Annotated in this window: 16 protein-coding genes; 15 read left to right on the forward strand and 1 reads right to left on the reverse strand. The window is 66.6% G+C overall.

Annotated features, from left to right (window positions below):
* Positions 1-7: 7 nt before the first annotated feature.
* From AC5Y5C_RS09660 to tyrS, 3 genes are read left to right on the forward strand one after another with little or no spacing between them, the layout of a single operon-like run.
* On the forward strand, positions 8-625 hold the full coding sequence (locus AC5Y5C_RS09660; protein ID WP_499971285.1) for a DNA-3-methyladenine glycosylase: 618 nt from the start codon (positions 8-10) through the stop codon (positions 623-625).
* A complete protein-coding gene (locus tag AC5Y5C_RS09665; RefSeq protein ID WP_499971287.1) occupies positions 591-1,643 on the forward strand; it encodes an ADP-ribosylglycohydrolase family protein in 1,053 nt (350 codons plus the stop codon). The genes AC5Y5C_RS09660 and AC5Y5C_RS09665 overlap by 35 nt, the downstream gene beginning before the upstream one ends.
* A 12-nt stretch (positions 1,644-1,655) precedes the next feature.
* The gene (gene tyrS, locus AC5Y5C_RS09670; protein WP_499971288.1) at positions 1,656-2,984 is read left to right on the forward strand and encodes a tyrosine--tRNA ligase; all 1,329 of its coding nucleotides are present in this window, start codon (positions 1,656-1,658) and stop codon (positions 2,982-2,984) included.
* A gap of 12 nt (positions 2,985-2,996) precedes the next feature.
* Here tyrS and AC5Y5C_RS09675 read toward each other — a convergent pair whose 3' ends face one another.
* The gene (locus tag AC5Y5C_RS09675) at positions 2,997-4,667 is read right to left on the reverse strand and encodes an ABC-F family ATP-binding cassette domain-containing protein (protein WP_499971290.1); all 1,671 of its coding nucleotides are present in this window, start codon (positions 4,665-4,667) and stop codon (positions 2,997-2,999) included.
* Between the two features lie 307 nt (positions 4,668-4,974).
* Between AC5Y5C_RS09675 and AC5Y5C_RS09680 the strand changes: the two genes are divergently transcribed.
* The 12 genes from AC5Y5C_RS09680 to AC5Y5C_RS09735 all read left to right on the forward strand — a co-directional run bounded on the left by AC5Y5C_RS09680 (position 4,975) and on the right by AC5Y5C_RS09735 (position 17,084).
* The gene (locus tag AC5Y5C_RS09680; RefSeq protein WP_499971845.1) at positions 4,975-5,622 is read left to right on the forward strand and encodes a hypothetical protein; all 648 of its coding nucleotides are present in this window, start codon (positions 4,975-4,977) and stop codon (positions 5,620-5,622) included.
* The gene (locus AC5Y5C_RS09685; RefSeq protein WP_499971292.1) at positions 5,615-6,619 is read left to right on the forward strand and encodes an HAD-IIA family hydrolase; all 1,005 of its coding nucleotides are present in this window, start codon (positions 5,615-5,617) and stop codon (positions 6,617-6,619) included. The genes AC5Y5C_RS09680 and AC5Y5C_RS09685 overlap by 8 nt, the downstream gene beginning before the upstream one ends.
* A gap of 49 nt (positions 6,620-6,668) precedes the next feature.
* On the forward strand, positions 6,669-6,878 hold the full coding sequence (locus tag AC5Y5C_RS09690) for a hypothetical protein (protein ID WP_499971294.1): 210 nt from the start codon (positions 6,669-6,671) through the stop codon (positions 6,876-6,878).
* Between the two features lie 2 nt (positions 6,879-6,880).
* Positions 6,881-7,687 (forward strand): TlyA family RNA methyltransferase, encoded by an 807-nt coding sequence (locus tag AC5Y5C_RS09695; RefSeq protein WP_499971295.1) that lies wholly within the window; start codon positions 6,881-6,883, stop codon positions 7,685-7,687.
* A gap of 56 nt (positions 7,688-7,743) precedes the next feature.
* Positions 7,744-8,664 (forward strand): NAD kinase, encoded by a 921-nt coding sequence (locus AC5Y5C_RS09700; protein WP_499971847.1) that lies wholly within the window; start codon positions 7,744-7,746, stop codon positions 8,662-8,664.
* 2 nt (positions 8,665-8,666) lie between these two features.
* Positions 8,667-10,436: a DNA repair protein RecN gene (recN, locus tag AC5Y5C_RS09705; protein ID WP_499971297.1), complete on the forward strand. Its 1,770-nt coding sequence runs from the start codon at positions 8,667-8,669 to the stop codon at positions 10,434-10,436.
* A 93-nt stretch (positions 10,437-10,529) separates the two neighbouring features.
* On the forward strand, positions 10,530-11,714 hold the full coding sequence (gene steA, locus AC5Y5C_RS09710) for a putative cytokinetic ring protein SteA (RefSeq protein WP_499971299.1): 1,185 nt from the start codon (positions 10,530-10,532) through the stop codon (positions 11,712-11,714).
* A gap of 7 nt (positions 11,715-11,721) precedes the next feature.
* The gene (locus AC5Y5C_RS09715) at positions 11,722-12,666 is read left to right on the forward strand and encodes a copper transporter (RefSeq protein WP_499971300.1); all 945 of its coding nucleotides are present in this window, start codon (positions 11,722-11,724) and stop codon (positions 12,664-12,666) included.
* A gap of 144 nt (positions 12,667-12,810) precedes the next feature.
* Positions 12,811-14,505, forward strand: coding sequence for a CTP synthase (gene pyrG, locus AC5Y5C_RS09720; protein ID WP_499971301.1), 1,695 nt, complete (start codon positions 12,811-12,813; stop codon positions 14,503-14,505).
* Positions 14,498-15,142, forward strand: a complete 645-nt coding sequence (locus AC5Y5C_RS09725; RefSeq protein ID WP_499971303.1) for an NUDIX domain-containing protein — start codon at positions 14,498-14,500, stop codon at positions 15,140-15,142. The genes pyrG and AC5Y5C_RS09725 overlap by 8 nt, the downstream gene beginning before the upstream one ends.
* Before the next feature lie 38 nt (positions 15,143-15,180).
* A complete protein-coding gene (gene xerD, locus AC5Y5C_RS09730) occupies positions 15,181-16,119 on the forward strand; it encodes a site-specific tyrosine recombinase XerD (RefSeq protein ID WP_499971849.1) in 939 nt (312 codons plus the stop codon).
* A gap of 83 nt (positions 16,120-16,202) precedes the next feature.
* Positions 16,203-17,084: a ParA family protein gene (locus tag AC5Y5C_RS09735; protein WP_499971305.1), complete on the forward strand. Its 882-nt coding sequence runs from the start codon at positions 16,203-16,205 to the stop codon at positions 17,082-17,084.
* Positions 17,085-17,092 lie beyond the last annotated feature (8 nt).

Consider the following 17,092-nt stretch of genomic DNA (forward strand, 5'->3'; position numbering starts at 1 on the left):
TCGTGGGGTGAGTGCCGAGATCCTGACGACCCACCCGGTCAAAGCCGCACGGCGCCTCCTCGGCGCCACCATCACGTCGCGCGGGGTCTCCGCCGTGATTGTCGAAGTCGAGGCATACGGCGGCGTACCCGACGGTCCGTGGCCCGATCCCGCCTCCCACTCGTTCCGTGGGCCCACGAATCGCAATCGGGTCATGTTCGGGCCCGCGGGCCACCTGTACGTGTATCGCAGCCATGGAATTCACCTGTGCGCCAACGTGGTCTGCGGCCCCGACGGCACCGCCGGCGGAGTACTGATGCGGGCGGGGGCGATCGTGGACGGGGCACCCGCGTGCCGGCAGCGGCGTCCCACCGCCCGTGATGACGCGGGTTTGGCCCGCGGCCCCGGGAACCTGGGCGCTGCTCTTGGGATCGCCCCCGAGGACAACGGTGTCGATGTCTTCTCAGCTTCCAGTCCGGTGCGTGTGGTGTTGAGCCACAGGCAGGATGCGCAGTGCGGCCCGCGTGTAGGTGTCAGCGTGGCCGCGGATCGCCCGTGGCGGTTCTGGCTGCCCGGATATCCGGAGGTATCCGCCTACCGGCGTAGTCCCCGTGCGCCGCAACCCGATACTGAGATGTATGCCTGACGGACGAATACGCGCATCGCTGCTCGGTGGTGCACTCGGTGACGCGCTCGGCGGGTTCGTCGAGTTCGACAGCATGGAGCAAATCCGGCTGCAGTTCGGGCACGACGGCATTACTGAACCCGAACCGGGGCAGCCGATGCTCATCACCGACGACACCCAAATGACGCTGTTCACCGCCGAGGCGCTCATCCGCGCCCGCAGCGCCCCCGCGAACGACCCGGCTGACATCGCACATCGCGCCTACCTGCGTTGGCTCCACACCCAGGGCGGCCAAGTACCTGAAGATGTCCTCGACGGATGGCTGATTACCGTCCCCGAGCTGCATTCTCTGCGTGCACCCGGAAACACCTGTCTGTCGGCACTCGAGTCCACCAGCTCAGCTGCCCGCCAGCGCGGTTCGCGCACACACCCGTTGAACAATTCCAAGGGGTGCGGGGCCGTGATGCGCACCGCACCGGTGGGTCTGGCCGAGCAGAATGCGGCCAGCGCCTTCGAGCTGGCCGCGGATATGGGTGCGCTCACTCACTCGCATCCCAGCGGTTACCTCAGCGCCGGGGCACTCGCGGTGATCATCAACCGATTGGCGGCTGGAACATCTCTGGCGGAGGCCGTGCAGAGGGCATTGGATCTACTCACCGCGCATCCCGGATACGAGGAGACATACGGCGCCCTGAGCCGAAGTGTCGAGCTCGCTGCCCACGAAAGCCCCACTCCGGAACGGATCTCATCCCAGCTCGGCGGTGGCTGGGTCGGGGAAGAAGCACTTGCCATCGGAGTCTTCGCGGCCGCTCGCGCGCGCGACTTCAAGGACGGAATCCGGTTATCGGTAAACCATTCCGGAGATTCCGACTCCACCGGATCCATCACCGGAAACATCCTCGGCGCGATGTGGGGCATGCGGGCGCTACCCCCGGATTGGCTGGACCGCCTCGAACTGCGCGAGGTCATCGCCACCATCGCCGACGATATCCTCGGGCCTTCGGGGCCGCGATGGGATGAGCGGTATCCCGCGCGCTGAACCCGATAGGGGATGATCGTTCCCGTGGTTTCAACAACTGACGGTCCTCGCGCATGCGGCTCATCCGACATCCTTGATGAGCTCACCTGGCGCGGCCTCATCGCGCAGACGACCGACCGCGACACACTCGCGGCCGATATCGCGAAGGGGCCCATCAGCGTGTACGGGGGATTTGACCCCACCGCCGCAAGTCTGCACGCCGGGCATCTGGTGCCGCTGCTCACGCTGAGCCGATTCCAGCGGGCAGGGCATCGGCCGATCGTGCTGGCCGGGGGAGCGACGGGCCTCATCGGCGACCCGCGCGACACCTCCGAACGCAGCCTGCACGGCGCCGACACCGTAGCCGAGTGGGCTGATCGAATTCGTGGGCAGCTGGAGCGATTCGTCGAATTCGGTGACACCCCAACCGGAGCCATCGTCGCGAACAACCTCGACTGGACCGGCCAACTGTCGGCCCTGGAGTTCCTGCGTGATCTGGGTAAGCACTTCTCGGTCAACGTCATGCTCGACCGCGACACCATCCGCCGCCGCCTGGAAGGCGATGGCATCTCCTACACCGAGTTTTCGTACATGCTGCTGCAGGCGAACGACTACGTGCAGCTGCATCGAAAGTACGGCTGCTCGTTACAGATAGGCGGCTCGGACCAGTGGGGCAACATCGTGGCCGGCGTCCGGCTGGCTCGCCAACTCGATGGCGCCTCCGTGCATGCCTTGACCGTTCCGTTGGTGACTGCGGCCGACGGCACCAAATTCGGCAAATCCACCGGGGGCGGAAACCTCTGGCTTGATCCCGACATGACGAGTCCCTACGCCTGGTACCAGTATTTCATCAACACCGCCGACGCCGACGTGGTGCGATACCTGCGGTGGTTCACCTTCCTGTCCGCAGATGAGATCGGTGAGCTCGAGACCGCGACGGCCGAGCGGGCGCATGAGCGTGCCGCGCAGCGTCGCCTTGCCGCGGAGGTCACCACCCTCGTGCATGGCGAAAGCGCTACCCAAGCAGTCGAACTCGCCAGCGGCGCGCTGTTCGGCCGCGGCGAGTTGGACCGGCTCGACGAGGGCACACTGACCGCAGCGCTCACCGAAGCCGGCAACGGCGAGCCCGCGAGACTTGCGGACGGGGAACCCGACACCATCGTCGATCTCCTCGTCAGCAGCGGACTTTCGGAGAGCAAGGGCGCCGCACGCCGAACCATCAAGGAGGGCGGCGTGTACGTCAACAACACCAGGGTGGACGCCGAGGAGTGGACTCCGGGCGACGGCGACTATCTCACCGGCGGGTGGCTCGTACTCCGTCGCGGAAAGCGCAATATCGCCGGAGTGCAGCGCGTCCGCTAGCCGTAGCGCCCACTAAGCCCATTGGGGTTCAACGGATTCCTTCACCTTGCCGTCCTCGCCGAAGATGAGGAAGCGCGTGAAGCTCCGGGCGAACCATCGATCGTGGGTGACCGCGATGACCGTACCGTCGAAGGCAGCCAACGCATCTTCCAACGCCTCCGCCGAATGCAGGTCCAGGTTGTCGGTCGGCTCGTCGAGCAGCAGCAATGTCGACCCCATCAACTCCAGTAGCAGGATCTGAAACCGGCCCTGTTGCCCACCGGATAGCGAACCGAAGGTCTGCTCGGCCGACGGCGCCAGCCCATAGCGGTCCAGGATCCGTGAGGCCTGTTCACGTCCGTGCCCGGCGCGCCGTTCATCCCCGCGATGCAGGATGTCCAGCAGCGTTCGATCCATCAGTCCCTCATGATGGTGTGTCTGCGCGAACCAGCCCGGGCGGACCCTCGCGCCCAGCCGCAATCGCCCGTCGTGGCGCACCGCCTCCGGGATCATGTCGCCCACCGGCAGCTGATCCGGTTCCGGGTCGCTGCCCCCGCACGCCAGCAGCCGCAGGAAATGTGACTTGCCGGAGCCATTACCGCCGAGCACCGCGACCCGATCCCCGTACCACAACTCGGTATCGAATGGCTTTGTGAGACCGGTCAACTCAAGACTCTCCGCAATCACGGCCCGTTTGGCGGTGCGGCCGCCGGCAAGACGCATACGAACGTTCTGCCGCAGCGGGACGGCTTCGGGTGGCCCCGCCTCGTCGAAGCGACACAACCGGGTCTCGGCCGCCTGTAGACGGCTGGCCATATCGGAGTTGTACGCCGCCTTCTGTCGGTACATCAACACCAGCTCGCGCAGCGCTGCCCGCTGTTCGTCCCAGCGGCGGCGTAACTCGGCGAGTTTGGCATTCCGGTCAGCCCGCGCCTGGTGATACGTCGCGAACGATCCCGGATGCACCCACAGCGTGGACCCGGACCGGGTGGGCTCCAACGTGGCGACCTGGCCGGCAACGCAATTGATCAACTCGCGATCGTGGCTCACGAACAGGACGGTCTTGGCCGACTCCACGAGTCTCTCCTCGAGCCAGCGCTTAGCCGGGACATCCAGATAGTTGTCGGGCTCGTCAAGCAGCAGCACCTCGTGGGGACCACGCAGCAGCGACTCGAGAACCAGACGCTTCTGCTGACCTCCCGAAAGTGTGTTGACGCCGCGGAATCTGGCTAGTTCGAACGGAATTCCCAGCGCTGCCGTGGTGTGCACGTCACATTCGGTCTCGAACTCGTATCCGCCCACATCGGCCCAGTCGGCGAGCGCCTGGGCGTAAGTGAGCTGATCGCGTTCGCTGTCGTGCTCCATGAGCGCCAGCTCGGCGCGGTCCAGACGCTCGGCGGCCCCTTTGATGCGATCCGGCGCCACCGACAGCAGCAGATCGCGCACCGTCGAATCCGTCGAATTCCGGCCACGAACGGAACCGATGAACTGCCGCATCACCCCGAGCTGCCCGCCCCGCGTGACGGACCCGTCATGCGGATCTGTGTCGCCGGCGATGATGCGCAATAACGTCGTCTTGCCGGTCCCGTTGGGGCCGATCAGCGCGGTTTTACTGCCTTCGCCGACGCGGAGGCCGACGTCGTGAAGAAGCGCCCGGCCGTCCGGGAGGTGGTAGCCGATGGCGTCGAGCTGCACATGGCTCATAGCGTCCAGTCTGCGTAACCGATCACGTCGATCGCCACCGAATTTCCGGCGAAGGCCCTGTTACCGGCATACTCGCGCTGTAAAGGAGGTGCCCGTGGACCAGCGAGGACCCAGGCAGCAGGGGCCCAGAAAGCACGGCCCGAGTCGCCCCGCACAGGATTCGGGTGCGCGGCGCGACGACCGTGGTGGTGGCGCAGCGCGTCCGCGCCGGTCGGACGAGCGCGGCGGCGATCGACCTCAGCGGAATCAAGCGCCGGGGCCCCGGCGCACCGACGACCGTCAGGCCCCACGAAACTTCGGTCCGAACATTCCCGACGAGGTCGAGGCCAAGCAGCTCGCCCGGGATGTTCGCGCCGAGCTACTCAGCCTCGACAAGAACACCGCCGACACGGTGGCACGGCATCTGGTCGTCGCGGGCAATCTGCTCGACGAGGACCCGCAGGCCGCGCTGGAGCACGCCAAGGCCGCCAAGAGCCGCGCGGCCCGCATCGCCGGCGTCCGCGAAGCGCTCGGCATCGCCGCCTACCACTGCGGAGACTGGGCGCTGGCGTTGTCGGAGCTGCGTGCGGCCAAGCGCATGGGCACCCGTTCGCCGCTGCTGGCACTCATCGCCGATTGTGAACGGGGAGTTGGCCGGCCCGAACGCGCGATCGAGCTCGCCCGCGGCGATGAGGCCAAGGCCCTCACCGGCGATGCCGCCGACGAACTGCGCATCGTCATCGCCGGCGCACGCGCCGATATGGGACAGCTCGATCAGGCGTTGGCGGTGCTTTCCACGCCGGCCCCCGATCCGAAGCGTGCCGGTGTCGTCGCGGCACGGCTGTTCTACGCCTACGCCGACATCCTCCTCGCGCTGGATCGCAAACCCGAAGCAGTGCAATGGTTCCTGCACGCTGCCGACGCCGACGTCGAGGGCCACACGGACGCCGAGGATCGGGCTGCCGAACTTGCCTGACACACTCGCCGGCGTCCATGACTGCCTGCTCCTGGACCTCGACGGCACCGTCTTCCGTGGGGCCGAAGCCACCCCCAACGCCATCGCGGCGTTGTCGGCTGCCGGCGAGGCACGTCAGCTGTACGTCACCAACAACGCCAGCCGGTCCGCGTCCGAGGTGGCAGAACACCTCACCTCACTGGGGTTCACGGCGACCGCCGGTGACGTTGTCACCAGCGCCCAGAGTGCGGCAAGACTGCTCGCCGAGGCGCTCGAGCGCGATGACGCGGTACTCGTAGTGGGTACCGAGGCACTGGCCGCCGAGGTGGTCGCTGTCGGCCTCACCCCGGTGCGCAGCTTCGACAAGGCCCCGCGCGCAGTGGTGCAGGGGCATTCACCGGACACCTGCTGGACCACCCTCGCCGAGGCCGCACTCGCGATCCGAGCGGGCGCCTATTGGGTGGCGGCCAATGTCGACGCAACGCTGCCTACCGAGCGCGGCCTGCTACCGGGCAACGGGTCCATGGTCGCCGCACTGCGCACCGCCACCGACGCCGATCCGGTCGTCGCCGGCAAGCCCGGACGCGCACTCATCGAGGACGCGCTGGCGCGCGGCCACTTCACTCGGCCTCTCGTTGTCGGGGACCGCCTCGATACCGATATCTCCGGGGCCAACGCCGCGGGCCTGCCCAGTCTCATGGTGCTCACCGGCGTGAACAACGCTATCGACGCTATCTGGGCGGACACCGTGCATCGACCCACGTTCTTGGGGGCCGATCTGGGCGCACTGCACCTACCGCAGTCCGAGGTGCGCATCGAACCAAAGCCGTGCTGGCAGGTAACCGTGGATGCCGACCGGGTGTCGATCGGCGCCGTCGACGACGCGGGGCCGCCGCTGTCGCTGGCCCAGGCTCTGGCGGCCGCGGTGTGGGCGACGGGATCCGCCCCGGCGATCAGGCCCATCGTGCCCGCCGATGACCTGGCAGAACGGGCCCTGCGGCAGCTTTCTGCCCGATAGTGTGTCGTCGCCCCTGCCACTCCGGGGAGATCCACTAGCCTTGAGCGCGATGACCACCCCGAACGATGTTGCCCGCCACGCTGGTGGACCCGACCCCGCCGAGGTCAGGTCCCAGGTGCAGGCGCTCCTGGGCCAGCTCGACCCGCCAGCCGGCCCAGCGGGATCCGAGGCCGAACTGGATCTCGAGACCCAAGCTCAGGTCCTGGAGCAAGCACACGATGTGTTGGTCCGAGCACTGGAATCCGCGGAGCAGGGATAGCCATGGCCCGGCACGCCAGGGTCGACGCCGAGTTGGTGCGCCGAGGGCTCGCGCGTTCGCGTCAGCAGGCAGCTGAGCTGATCGACGCGGGCCGGGTGCGTATCGACGGCATACCGGCCGCGAAAGCCGCAACAGCCGTGCCGGCGACGGCATCCCTTGTGGTGCAGGGGGAACCCGGGGACAAGTGGGTCTCGCGCGGCGCCCATAAACTCCTCGGGGCACTTGATGTCTTCGGCCCACAGGGGCTTTCTCCCAAGGACAAGCGTTGCCTGGATGCCGGCGCATCGACCGGTGGCTTCACCGAGGTGCTGCTGCGCTCGGGCGCTCGCGAGGTGGTGGCCGCCGATGTCGGGTACGGACAACTAGCCTGGTCTCTGCAGTCCGACGACCGGGTCGCCGTTCTCGATCGCACGAATGTGCGCACCCTGACAGCCGAACTGATCGGCGGACCAGCGCAACTGATCGTGGCCGACCTGTCATTCATATCGCTCGCATTGGTACTCGACGCGCTGATCGCTTGTGCCACAACCGATGCCGATATCCTGCCGATGGTTAAACCCCAGTTCGAGGTGGGCAAGGAACTTGTCGGCACGGGTGGGGTGGTGCGTGACCCGCAGCTGCGCGCCGATGCCGTGGTGTCCGTCGCCCGCCGCGCGCAGGCGCACGGTTGGTATACCGCGGGAGTGACGGCCAGCCCGCTGCCCGGACCGTCTGGAAACGTCGAGTACTTCCTGTGGCTGCGGAACACAGATTCCGGCCTGGATATTGAGGCGGCCGTTGCCGACGCTATTACGAAGGGGCCGCAGTGATGAGTCCCCCACACGTGGGAGGTACCCCCAGCTTGAGCGGAGAACTTCAGACACAGGTGACCGAACGCAAGATCCTGCTTGTCGCGCACACGGGCCGCAAGGAGGTGACCGAAACTGCCCGCCGTGTCGCAAAAACGCTCGGGGAAAACGGCATCGAGCTCCGGGTGCTGTCCGCGGAGGCTATCGATCGCGGTCCCGTGCACTTGGACCCGACCGAGTTCCGCTCACTCGGCGTGGGCGTCGAGGTTGTCGACGCCGATCAGGACGCCGCCACCGGATGCGAGTTGGTGCTGGTACTGGGCGGAGACGGTACCTTCCTCCGGGCGGCCGATCTCGCACGGAGCGCAAGCGCACCCGTACTCGGAGTCAACCTGGGCCGCATCGGTTTTCTCGCCGAGGTGGAGGCCGAGGCGATCGATGCCGTCCTGACTCACGTCGTGGAGGGCACCTACCGCGTCGAAACCCGGATGACACTGGACGTTCTGGTCCGAATCGGCGGCGAGGTGGTCGAACGCGGCTGGGCACTGAACGAGGTGAGCATCGAGAAGGGGCCCCGACTCGGCGTGCTCGGCGTAGTGCTGGAGGTGGATGCTCGACCGGTGTCGGAATTCGGGTGCGACGGAGTTCTGGTCTCCACCCCAACAGGATCGACCGCCTATGCATTCTCGGCCGGCGGACCGGTTGTCTGGCCCGATCTGGACGCGATTCTCGTGGTGCCCAACAACGCTCATGCGTTGTTCGCTAGGCCGATGGTGATCAGCCCCGCCGCCACCGTCGCCGTCGAGATCGAGGCCGACGGGCACGACGCGTTGCTCTTCTGTGACGGCCGTCGCGAGATTCGGGTGCCACCGGGCGGACGGGTCGAGGTCGTGCGCGGTCATCAGCCGGTGCTGTGGGCACGCTTGGACAGCAAGCCGTTCACGGATCGGATCGTGCGTAAGTTCCACTTGCCCGTCAAGGGCTGGCGGGGAAGGTAATCGTGCTCACCGAGATTCGCATCGAGTCCCTTGGCGCCATTCCCGCCGCCACTGCGGAGTTCGACAGCGGGCTCACCGTGCTGACCGGCGAAACCGGAGCGGGCAAGACCATGGTGGTCACCAGTCTTCATCTGCTCGGCGGGGCCCGCGCCGACGCCAACCGGGTACGGGCAGGTGCCGACCGCGCCGTGGTCGAGGGCCGATTCCTTACCGTCGACCCGCTGGGTGCCGAGCCCGCCGATGTCACCGAGGTGCTGGATTCCTCAGGGGCGCAACGGGATGACGACGGCAGCGTGATCGCCGCGCGCTCTGTCACCTCCGATGGCCGCTCGCGCGCGTATCTGGGTGGTCGCAGTGTGCCCGCCAAGTCGCTGGCCAGCTTCACCGCGGGTCTACTCACGGTGCACGGCCAGAACGACCAGCTGCGCCTGATGCGTCCCGAGCAGCAGCTTGCGGCGTTGGACAGGTTCGCCGCGGAAGGTCCGGCCAGTATCGAGGCGCTGCTCACCACGTATCGCAAGCTGCGTGAGGAATGGCTGACGGCGCGGCGAGACCTTATCGACCGCACCAATCGAGCGCGTGAGCTCGCGCAGGAGGCTGATCGACTCGGGTTCGCGCTCAACGAGATCGATGCCGTCGATCCCAAACCGGGGGAGGACGACCAGCTCACCGCCGACATCCACCGGCTGTCCGAACTCGATGCACTGCGCGACGCTGCGGCCTCCGCACGTGCCGCGCTGGCAGGTTCGGATCCGGACGGCGAGGCCAACGATTCCCATTCGGCGATCGATCGCATCGCGAAGGCCAAGGTCCTGTTGGAAGCCACCGACGATGCCGCGCTGCGGGCCCTGGCACCCCAGTTGGCCGAAGCGCTCGTGGTGGTCAGTGACGTATCGCGTGAATTGACCGCGTTTACCGACGAATTACCGAGCGATGCAAGCGCCCTCGAGGAGAAGCTGGCACGCCAGGGACAGCTGCGCACGCTGACCCGCAAGTACGCCGCCAACCTCAACGGGGTGATCGCGTGGGCGCACGAGGCGCGCGGCAGGCTGGCCGAGGTCGATACCTCGGAGGATGCCATTACCGCCCTGTCGCAGCGCGTGGATCGACTCGCCGGCGAACTGGCAACCGCCGCAGCAGCTCTGACCAAGGCGCGTACCAAGGCTGCCAAGGCACTGGGTAAGGCCGTCACCGCCGAGCTGGCCGGCCTGGCGATGGACCGGGCCGCATTCACCATTGCCTTGGAGCCCATTCCGGCCCGGGCCGACGACGTGGCGCCATTGACGCTGCCGTCCGGGCAGACCGTGCACGCGGGATCGGCGGGCGCCGACGCCGTCGAATTCGGATTCGCGGCGCATAGTGATAACCCGATGCTGCCGCTGGCCAAGAGCGCGTCCGGCGGTGAGCTGTCGCGCGTGATGCTGGCCCTAGAGGTGGTGCTTGCCGCCTCGACGGCCGGGACCACCATGGTCTTCGACGAAGTCGACGCGGGTGTGGGCGGCCGTGCGGCCGTACAGATCGGCCGGCGGTTGGCCAAGCTGGCTCGCACCCACCAGGTGATCGTGGTGACACATCTACCGCAGGTTGCGGCGTTCGCCGATATCCACCTCACGGTCGACCGGGTGAGCAACAAGGGCAGCGGTGTCCGCCGTCTGGATGACGAAGACCGGGTCGCCGAGCTGGCCCGGATGCTGGCCGGTCTCGGCGACTCCGACACCGGCCGGGCGCACGCCCGCGAGCTACTCGACGCCGCCCGCTCAGAGCGAGGCTGAGTTCCGAAACCAGGGGGGCTGGAGTGACTAATGTGACAGGTGTTACGGCGCGCCTCCACGGCCCGAGCAGCCCCGCGAGCGATCATCAGCTGTATGAACTTGACCACGATGCTCACTCGAAGCAGCAGCTCCCGGCCAGGCATCGTCGGAACAGTACGGACCGACAGGGACATCAACCGGCTGCTGCAACGCCTGAATCCAGGCGATATCGCCGTCATCGACATCCTCGATCTGGATCGCATCACGGCTGACGCTCTGGTGGACGCGCGCGTCAGCGCTGTGGTGAACGTCTCACCGTCGATCTCCGGTCGCTACCCGAATCTGGGGCCCGAGGTGCTCGTCGCCAACGGCATCATCCTGATCGACAGCATCGGGCCCGAGGTCTTCAAAAAGGTCAAGGATGGCTCCACGGTTCGCGTGCACAACGGCGGCATCTATAACGGTGACCGGCGCCTCATCGCCGGGACACCGCGCACCGATGCGGACGTGCACGACCTGATGACCGAGGCCAAGACCGGCTTGGTCGCTCATCTGGAGGCCTTCTCGGGCAACACCATCGAGTTCATCCGCAGCGAGAGTCCGTTGCTGATCGACGGCATCGGTATCCCGGACGTCGACATCGACCTGCGCAACCGACATGTCATCGTCGTGTCGGACGGCGTGGGCGCCGCCCACGACCTGAAGAACCTCAAGCCGTTCATCAAGGAGTATCAACCGGTTCTCATCGGAGTCGGGTCCGGCGCAGACATCCTGCGCAAGGCCGGGTACCGACCGCTCATCGTGGTGGGCGACCCGCTGCTGATGAGTAACGACGTCCTCAAATCCGGTGCGCAGGTTGTCCTTCCCGCCGACGCCGACGGGCACGCCGCCGGACTCGAACGCATCCAGGACCTAGGCGTCGGGGCCGTGACCTTCCCCGCGGCGGGTTCGGCCGCCGACCTGGCGCTGTTGCTCGCCGATCACCACGGCGCTTCGCTGATCGTCACGGTGGGCCACTCCGCGTCTATCGAGGAGTTCTTCGATCGCGAGCGCCAGCAGTCCAATCCGTCGACCTTCCTGACCCGACTCAAGGTCGGCGCCAAGCTCGTCGACTCCAAAGCCGTTGCCACGCTGTACCGCAACCGGTTCTCCGGTGGCGCGATCGCGTTGTTGATCCTGGCGGTATTGGTGGCGGTGATCACCATGCTGTGGGTCACCAGCGCGGGCGACAGTGCGGCCGAATGGCTGCTCGCCTATTGGAACCGGTTGACGGTCTGGGTGCAGAACCTGGTCAGCTGAGCTATCCATGATTACTCTGCGTCAGCACGCAATATCTCTCGCTGCGGTTTTCCTGGCCTTGGCGGTGGGTGTCGTACTCGGTTCCGGCCTGCTCAACGACACGCTCCTGTCGGGTCTGCGCGATGATAAGCGCACCCAGCAGCGGCAGATCGAAGACCTCAATCAGGACAAGAACGCCCTCAACGAGAAGCTCAACGCGGCAAGCAACTTTGATGCCACCATGGCGCCTCGCATGGTCAAGGACTCGCTGAACGACCGAAAGGTCGTGCTGTTCACCACTCCGGAGGCAGACCGCTCCGATGTCGACGGCATCACCCAGCTGATCTCCACCGCCGGCGGCTCGGTATCAGGACGGGTCGGCCTGACCGACCAGTTCACCGACGCCAATCAGGGGGAGCGGCTGCGCACCATCGTGAACTCATCGATCCTGCCCGCCGGAACGCAGTTACGCACCGATATCGTCGACCAGGGATCGCAGGCAGGTGACCTGGTGGGCATCGTGCTCCAGACTCCTCCGCAGAAACCGGAAGAGCCGGCGCCGCCGGTGACCGACGAGCAGCGCAACATCGCGCTGTCGGCGCTGCGTCAGAGCGGATTCATCACCTACACCGACGGACAGGTGTCGGCGGGGAATCTCGCGGTCATCGTGACCGGGGGAGCACTACCCGACGATGCCGGCAACAAGGGGTCCACCGTTGCGCGATTCGCCGCCGCATTGGACCGGCGTGGTTCCGGCACCGTACTCGTCGGACGCAGCGGGTCGGCCAATGGCATCGCGTCGATCGCGGTGACCCGCGCCGACGGTTCGATGGCCTCGGCGGCGAGCACCGTCGACGATATCGAGATGGCCTCCGGCCGCATCACCACCATCCTGGCGCTGCGTGAACAGTCCGACGGTCACTCCGGCCGGTATGGCCTTGGTCCCGGAGCTACCTCCACCACAGTGCCCTAGCCGGCAGCAAAAAAGGGGATCTAGCCCACACCGCGCGGCGTGTTCGGCGCCGGTTGTCGGCGTGTTTGTTAGGGTGAGGTTCCGTGGGTCAGCAGGGCCCCGAGCCAGTCAGAATTGCCCTGCGCAGTCGTCACGGGAGCCTTCTTGCCAGGTCTACGCAAGCATCCTCAATCCGCCACCAGGCACCTCTTCGTCAGCGGCGGAGTCGCCTCCTCGCTGGGCAAGGGACTGACCGCCTCGAGTCTCGGGCAACTTCTCACGTCACGCGGTTTGCACGTGACCATGCAGAAGCTCGACCCTTACCTCAACGTGGACCCGGGCACCATGAACCCGTTCCAGCATGGCGAGGTCTTCGTAACCGAGGACGGGGCCGAGACCGATCTCGACGTCGGACATTACGAGCGCTTCCTCGACCGCAACCTGTCGGGATCGGCGAATGTCACTACGGGACAGGTCTATTCGTCTGTCATCGCCAAAGAGCGACGCGGTGAGTACCTCGGTGACACCGTGCAGGTAATCCCGCACATCACCGACGAAATCAAGAGCCGCATCCTGGCGATGGCCGAGCCCGACGCCAATGGCAAGCGGCCCGACGTGGTTATCACCGAGATCGGCGGCACCGTCGGCGATATTGAATCGCAGCCGTTCCTGGAGGCTGCGCGCCAGATCCGGCATGACGTCGGCCGTGACAACGTCTTCTTCCTGCACGTCTCCCTGGTGCCGTACCTGAAGCCGTCCGGTGAGCTCAAGACCAAGCCGACGCAACACTCGGTGGCCGCGCTGCGCAGCATCGGCATCACCCCCGATGCGCTGATCCTGCGCTGCGATCGGGAGGTGCCCGAGCCGCTCAAGAACAAGATCGCGCTCATGTGTGACGTCGACGTCGACGGTGTCATCTCCACACCAGACGCCCCGTCCATCTATGACATCCCCAAGGTCCTCCATCGCGAGGAACTCGACGCGTATGTGGTGCGCCGGCTCAATCTGCCCTTCCGCGATGTCGATTGGACAGAGTGGGGCGATCTGCTGCAGCGCGTGCACGAGCCTAGCGAGTCGGTGCGAATCGCCTTGGTGGGCAAGTACATCGACCTGCCCGATGCCTATCTATCGGTCACCGAGGCCCTACGTGCCGGAGGGTTCCGGCACCGCACGAAGGTCGACATCAAGTGGGTGCCGTCGGACGACTGCGAGACCGAGGCCGGTGCGCAGTCCGCACTCGGTGACGTCGACGGGGTGCTGATCCCTGGAGGCTTCGGCATCCGCGGCATCGAAGGCAAGCTTGGCGCCATCGGCTACGCACGCAAGCGGCGCATCCCGCTACTGGGCCTGTGTCTGGGGTTGCAGTGCATGGTGATCGAGGCGGCACGCTCGGCTGGGCTTGCCGATGCTAACTCTGCCGAGTTCGACCCTGACACCCCGAGCCCGGTGATCGCCACCATGGCCGACCAGGTACGGGCGGTCGCCGGTGAGGCCGACCTGGGCGGAACGATGCGCCTCGGGGCCTATCCTGCGGTTCTGGATGCCGATTCCATCGTTGCCGAGGCGTACGGAACGACCGACGTGTCCGAACGGCACCGGCATCGCTACGAGGTGAATAACCCCTACCGCGACAAGATCGCCGAGAGCGGCCTGCGGTTCTCCGGGACATCCCCCGACGGGCACCTGGTGGAGTTCGTCGAGTATCCACGGGATGTGCACCCCTTCGCAGTGGCCACCCAGGCGCACCCGGAGCTGAAGAGCCGCCCCACCCGTCCGCACCCGCTGTTCGTCGCCTTCATTCGTGCCGCAATGGAATACAAAGCGGCCGAGCGTCTTCCACTGGACCCTGACAGTGAGTAGTGGGGCCTCCGGGGAGGGAGAGCGCCATGAGTTCCTCACCCTGGAGTCCGAGCCCGTCTACATGGGCGGCATTCTGGCGCTGCGCCGTGATCGTGTCGGGATGCCGGGCGGTAGCAGTGCGATCCGCGAGGTAGTCGAGCATTACGGGGCGGTGGCGATCGCCGCGGTGGACGAGGTCGGGCAGGTCGCACTGGTGCATCAGTACCGGCATCCGCTCGGACACCGGCTCTGGGAACTGCCCGCCGGACTGTTGGACATCCCGGGGGAGGACACCCAGCTGGCCGCCGCACGCGAGCTGCGGGAGGAGGCCGGCGTCGAGGCAACCACCTGGCGGGTACTCGTGGATGCCGCCGCCTCACCGGGGTTCACCGACGAAGTGGTCAGGGTGTTTCTAGCCACCGGGCTCTCGCATCCGGGCCGGGGCGAAAGCCATGACGAAGAGGCCGATATGACGGTGCATTGGTTGCCGCTGCCCGAGGCGGTGTCGATGGTGCTCGCCGGCGAGATCGTGAATGCCATTGCCGCAGCAGGCATTCTGGCCGCGCATGTGGCCCTTGCGGGTCACCACACCCGCGATGCGGATGCCCCCTGGCCGGACAGGCCCACAGCCTTTGCGAAACGCAAGGAATGTAGTTGAACCGCGCGCTTGCCGCCGGCTCTTCGCCCAAGGGGCTCATCGCTGGACTCCTAGACGGTGAGATCCAGTCCTATCTGGATCACCTCGACGTGGAACGGGGCGTTGCCGCCAACACACTGAGCTCGTACCGTCGCGATCTGCGCCGCTATCAACAGCATCTCGCCGACCGCAAGATCGGCCGCCTCGCCGACGTGTCCGAACCCGATGTCAGCGATTTCGTGGTCACGCTGCGCCGGGGTGACCCCGAAAATGGCGTGCCCGAGCTGTCCGCATCCTCGGCCGCCCGCGCGCTGATCGCCGTGCGCGGCCTGCACCGGTTCGCAGCCATCGAAGGGCTGGCCCCGGCTGATGTTGCTCGTGCCGTCAAACCGCCGACCCCCAACCGGCGGCTGCCCAAGAGCCTGACGATCGACCAAGTAGAGGCCCTGTTGGCCGCCGCGGGCGGAGCTGCCACCGACGGCCCGCTCGATCTTCGCAACCGCGCGCTCCTGGAACTGTTGTATTCGACCGGGGCGCGCATTTCCGAGGCCGTGGGACTCGACGTCGACGATGTCGATGTCCAGGCCCGCTCGGCCTTGCTCTGGGGCAAGGGCGGCAAGCAGCGGCTGGTGCCCGTGGGGCGCCCCGCGGTCGAAGCGCTTCAGGCCTATCTCGTGCGCGGCCGTCCGGATCTGGCGCGACGAGGCCGCGGTGGCGTGCCTGCGCTGTTCCTGAACTCGAGGGGTGGGCGGTTGTCACGCCAAAGCGCCTGGCAGGTGCTCGCCGATGCCGCCGAACGCGCCAAGATCAGCGCGGCGGTATCGCCGCACACGCTGCGGCACTCGTTTGCAACGCACCTCTTGGAAGGTGGTGCCGATGTTCGCGTCGTGCAGGAATTACTCGGCCACGCCTCGGTGACGACGACGCAGATTTACACGCTGGTCACCGTCAGCTCCCTGCGCGAAGTGTGGGCAGGTGCGCATCCCCGCGCCCGATAGTGCCGACTCCATGCGCGGGTTGCCGCTACCGGAAGCCGCAACCCCACTAGACTTGCCCGAATGCCAGTGGACCGGGAGGTGACGTGACGGGCCCGAACGTCGACACCGACTTCCCCGCCGAGGACGGCGACCTTGATCTGACCGGTCGTCCTCACCAAGACATCCCCGAACCAAAGCCGCTGACCAGCCACGGCCCGGCCAAGGTCATCGCGATGTGCAACCAGAAGGGCGGGGTGGGTAAGACCACGTCGACCATCAATCTGGGTGCCGCGTTGGCTGGGTACGGCCGGCGGGTGTTGCTTGTCGACCTTGACCCGCAGGGCGCCTTGTCGGCTGGTTTGGGCATCGCGCACCACGAGCTGGACACCACGGTGCACAACCTGCTGGTGGAGCCCAGGGTGTCGGTGGATGAGGTCCTCATGCGCACCCGCATCGAGGGACTGGACCTGATCCCGAGCAATATCGACCTGTCCGCCGCCGAGATTCAGCTGGTCAACGAGGTGGGCCGGGAACACTCGCTGGCCCGCGCGCTGCACCCGGTGCTCGACCGCTATGACTACGTACTCATCGACTGCCAGCCGTCGCTGGGCCTGCTGACCGTGAACGCGCTGGCCTGCTCCGAGGGCGTGGTCATCCCGATGGAATGCGCCTTCTTCTCGCTGCGTGGGCTGGCCTTGCTCACCGACACGGTGGCCAAGGTGCGCGATCGACTGAACCCGAAACTGTCGGTGTCCGGAATCGTCATCACCATGTTCGACGCGCGCACCCTGCACGCGCGTGAGGTGATGGCCCGGGTCATCGAGGTGTTCGGCGACCAGGTCTTCCATACCGTCATCACCCGCACGGTCCGCTTCCCGGAAACCAGCGTGGCGGGGGAGCCCATCACGACGTGGGCACCCAAATCCTCCGGTGCTCAGGCGTATATCTCGTTGGCTCGCGAGGTAGTCGACCGGTTCGAATCGTGACGGTTGAG

The organism is Mycobacterium sp. NGS15, from assembly GCF_059813245.1.

What these genes read in the sequence shown, in the direction of transcription:
- tyrS (WP_499971288.1), top strand. Translation starts at nt 1,656, where the DNA reads ATGATCGTTCCCGTGGTTTCAACAACTGACGGTCCTCGCGCATGCGGC.
- AC5Y5C_RS09675 (WP_499971290.1), bottom strand. Translation starts at nt 4,667, where the DNA reads ATGAGCCATGTGCAGCTCGACGCCATCGGCTACCACCTCCCGGACGGC.
- AC5Y5C_RS09690 (WP_499971294.1), top strand. Translation starts at nt 6,669, where the DNA reads ATGACCACCCCGAACGATGTTGCCCGCCACGCTGGTGGACCCGACCCC.
- AC5Y5C_RS09695 (WP_499971295.1), top strand. Translation starts at nt 6,881, where the DNA reads ATGGCCCGGCACGCCAGGGTCGACGCCGAGTTGGTGCGCCGAGGGCTC.
- steA (WP_499971299.1), top strand. Translation starts at nt 10,530, where the DNA reads ATGAACTTGACCACGATGCTCACTCGAAGCAGCAGCTCCCGGCCAGGC.
- AC5Y5C_RS09715 (WP_499971300.1), top strand. Translation starts at nt 11,722, where the DNA reads ATGATTACTCTGCGTCAGCACGCAATATCTCTCGCTGCGGTTTTCCTG.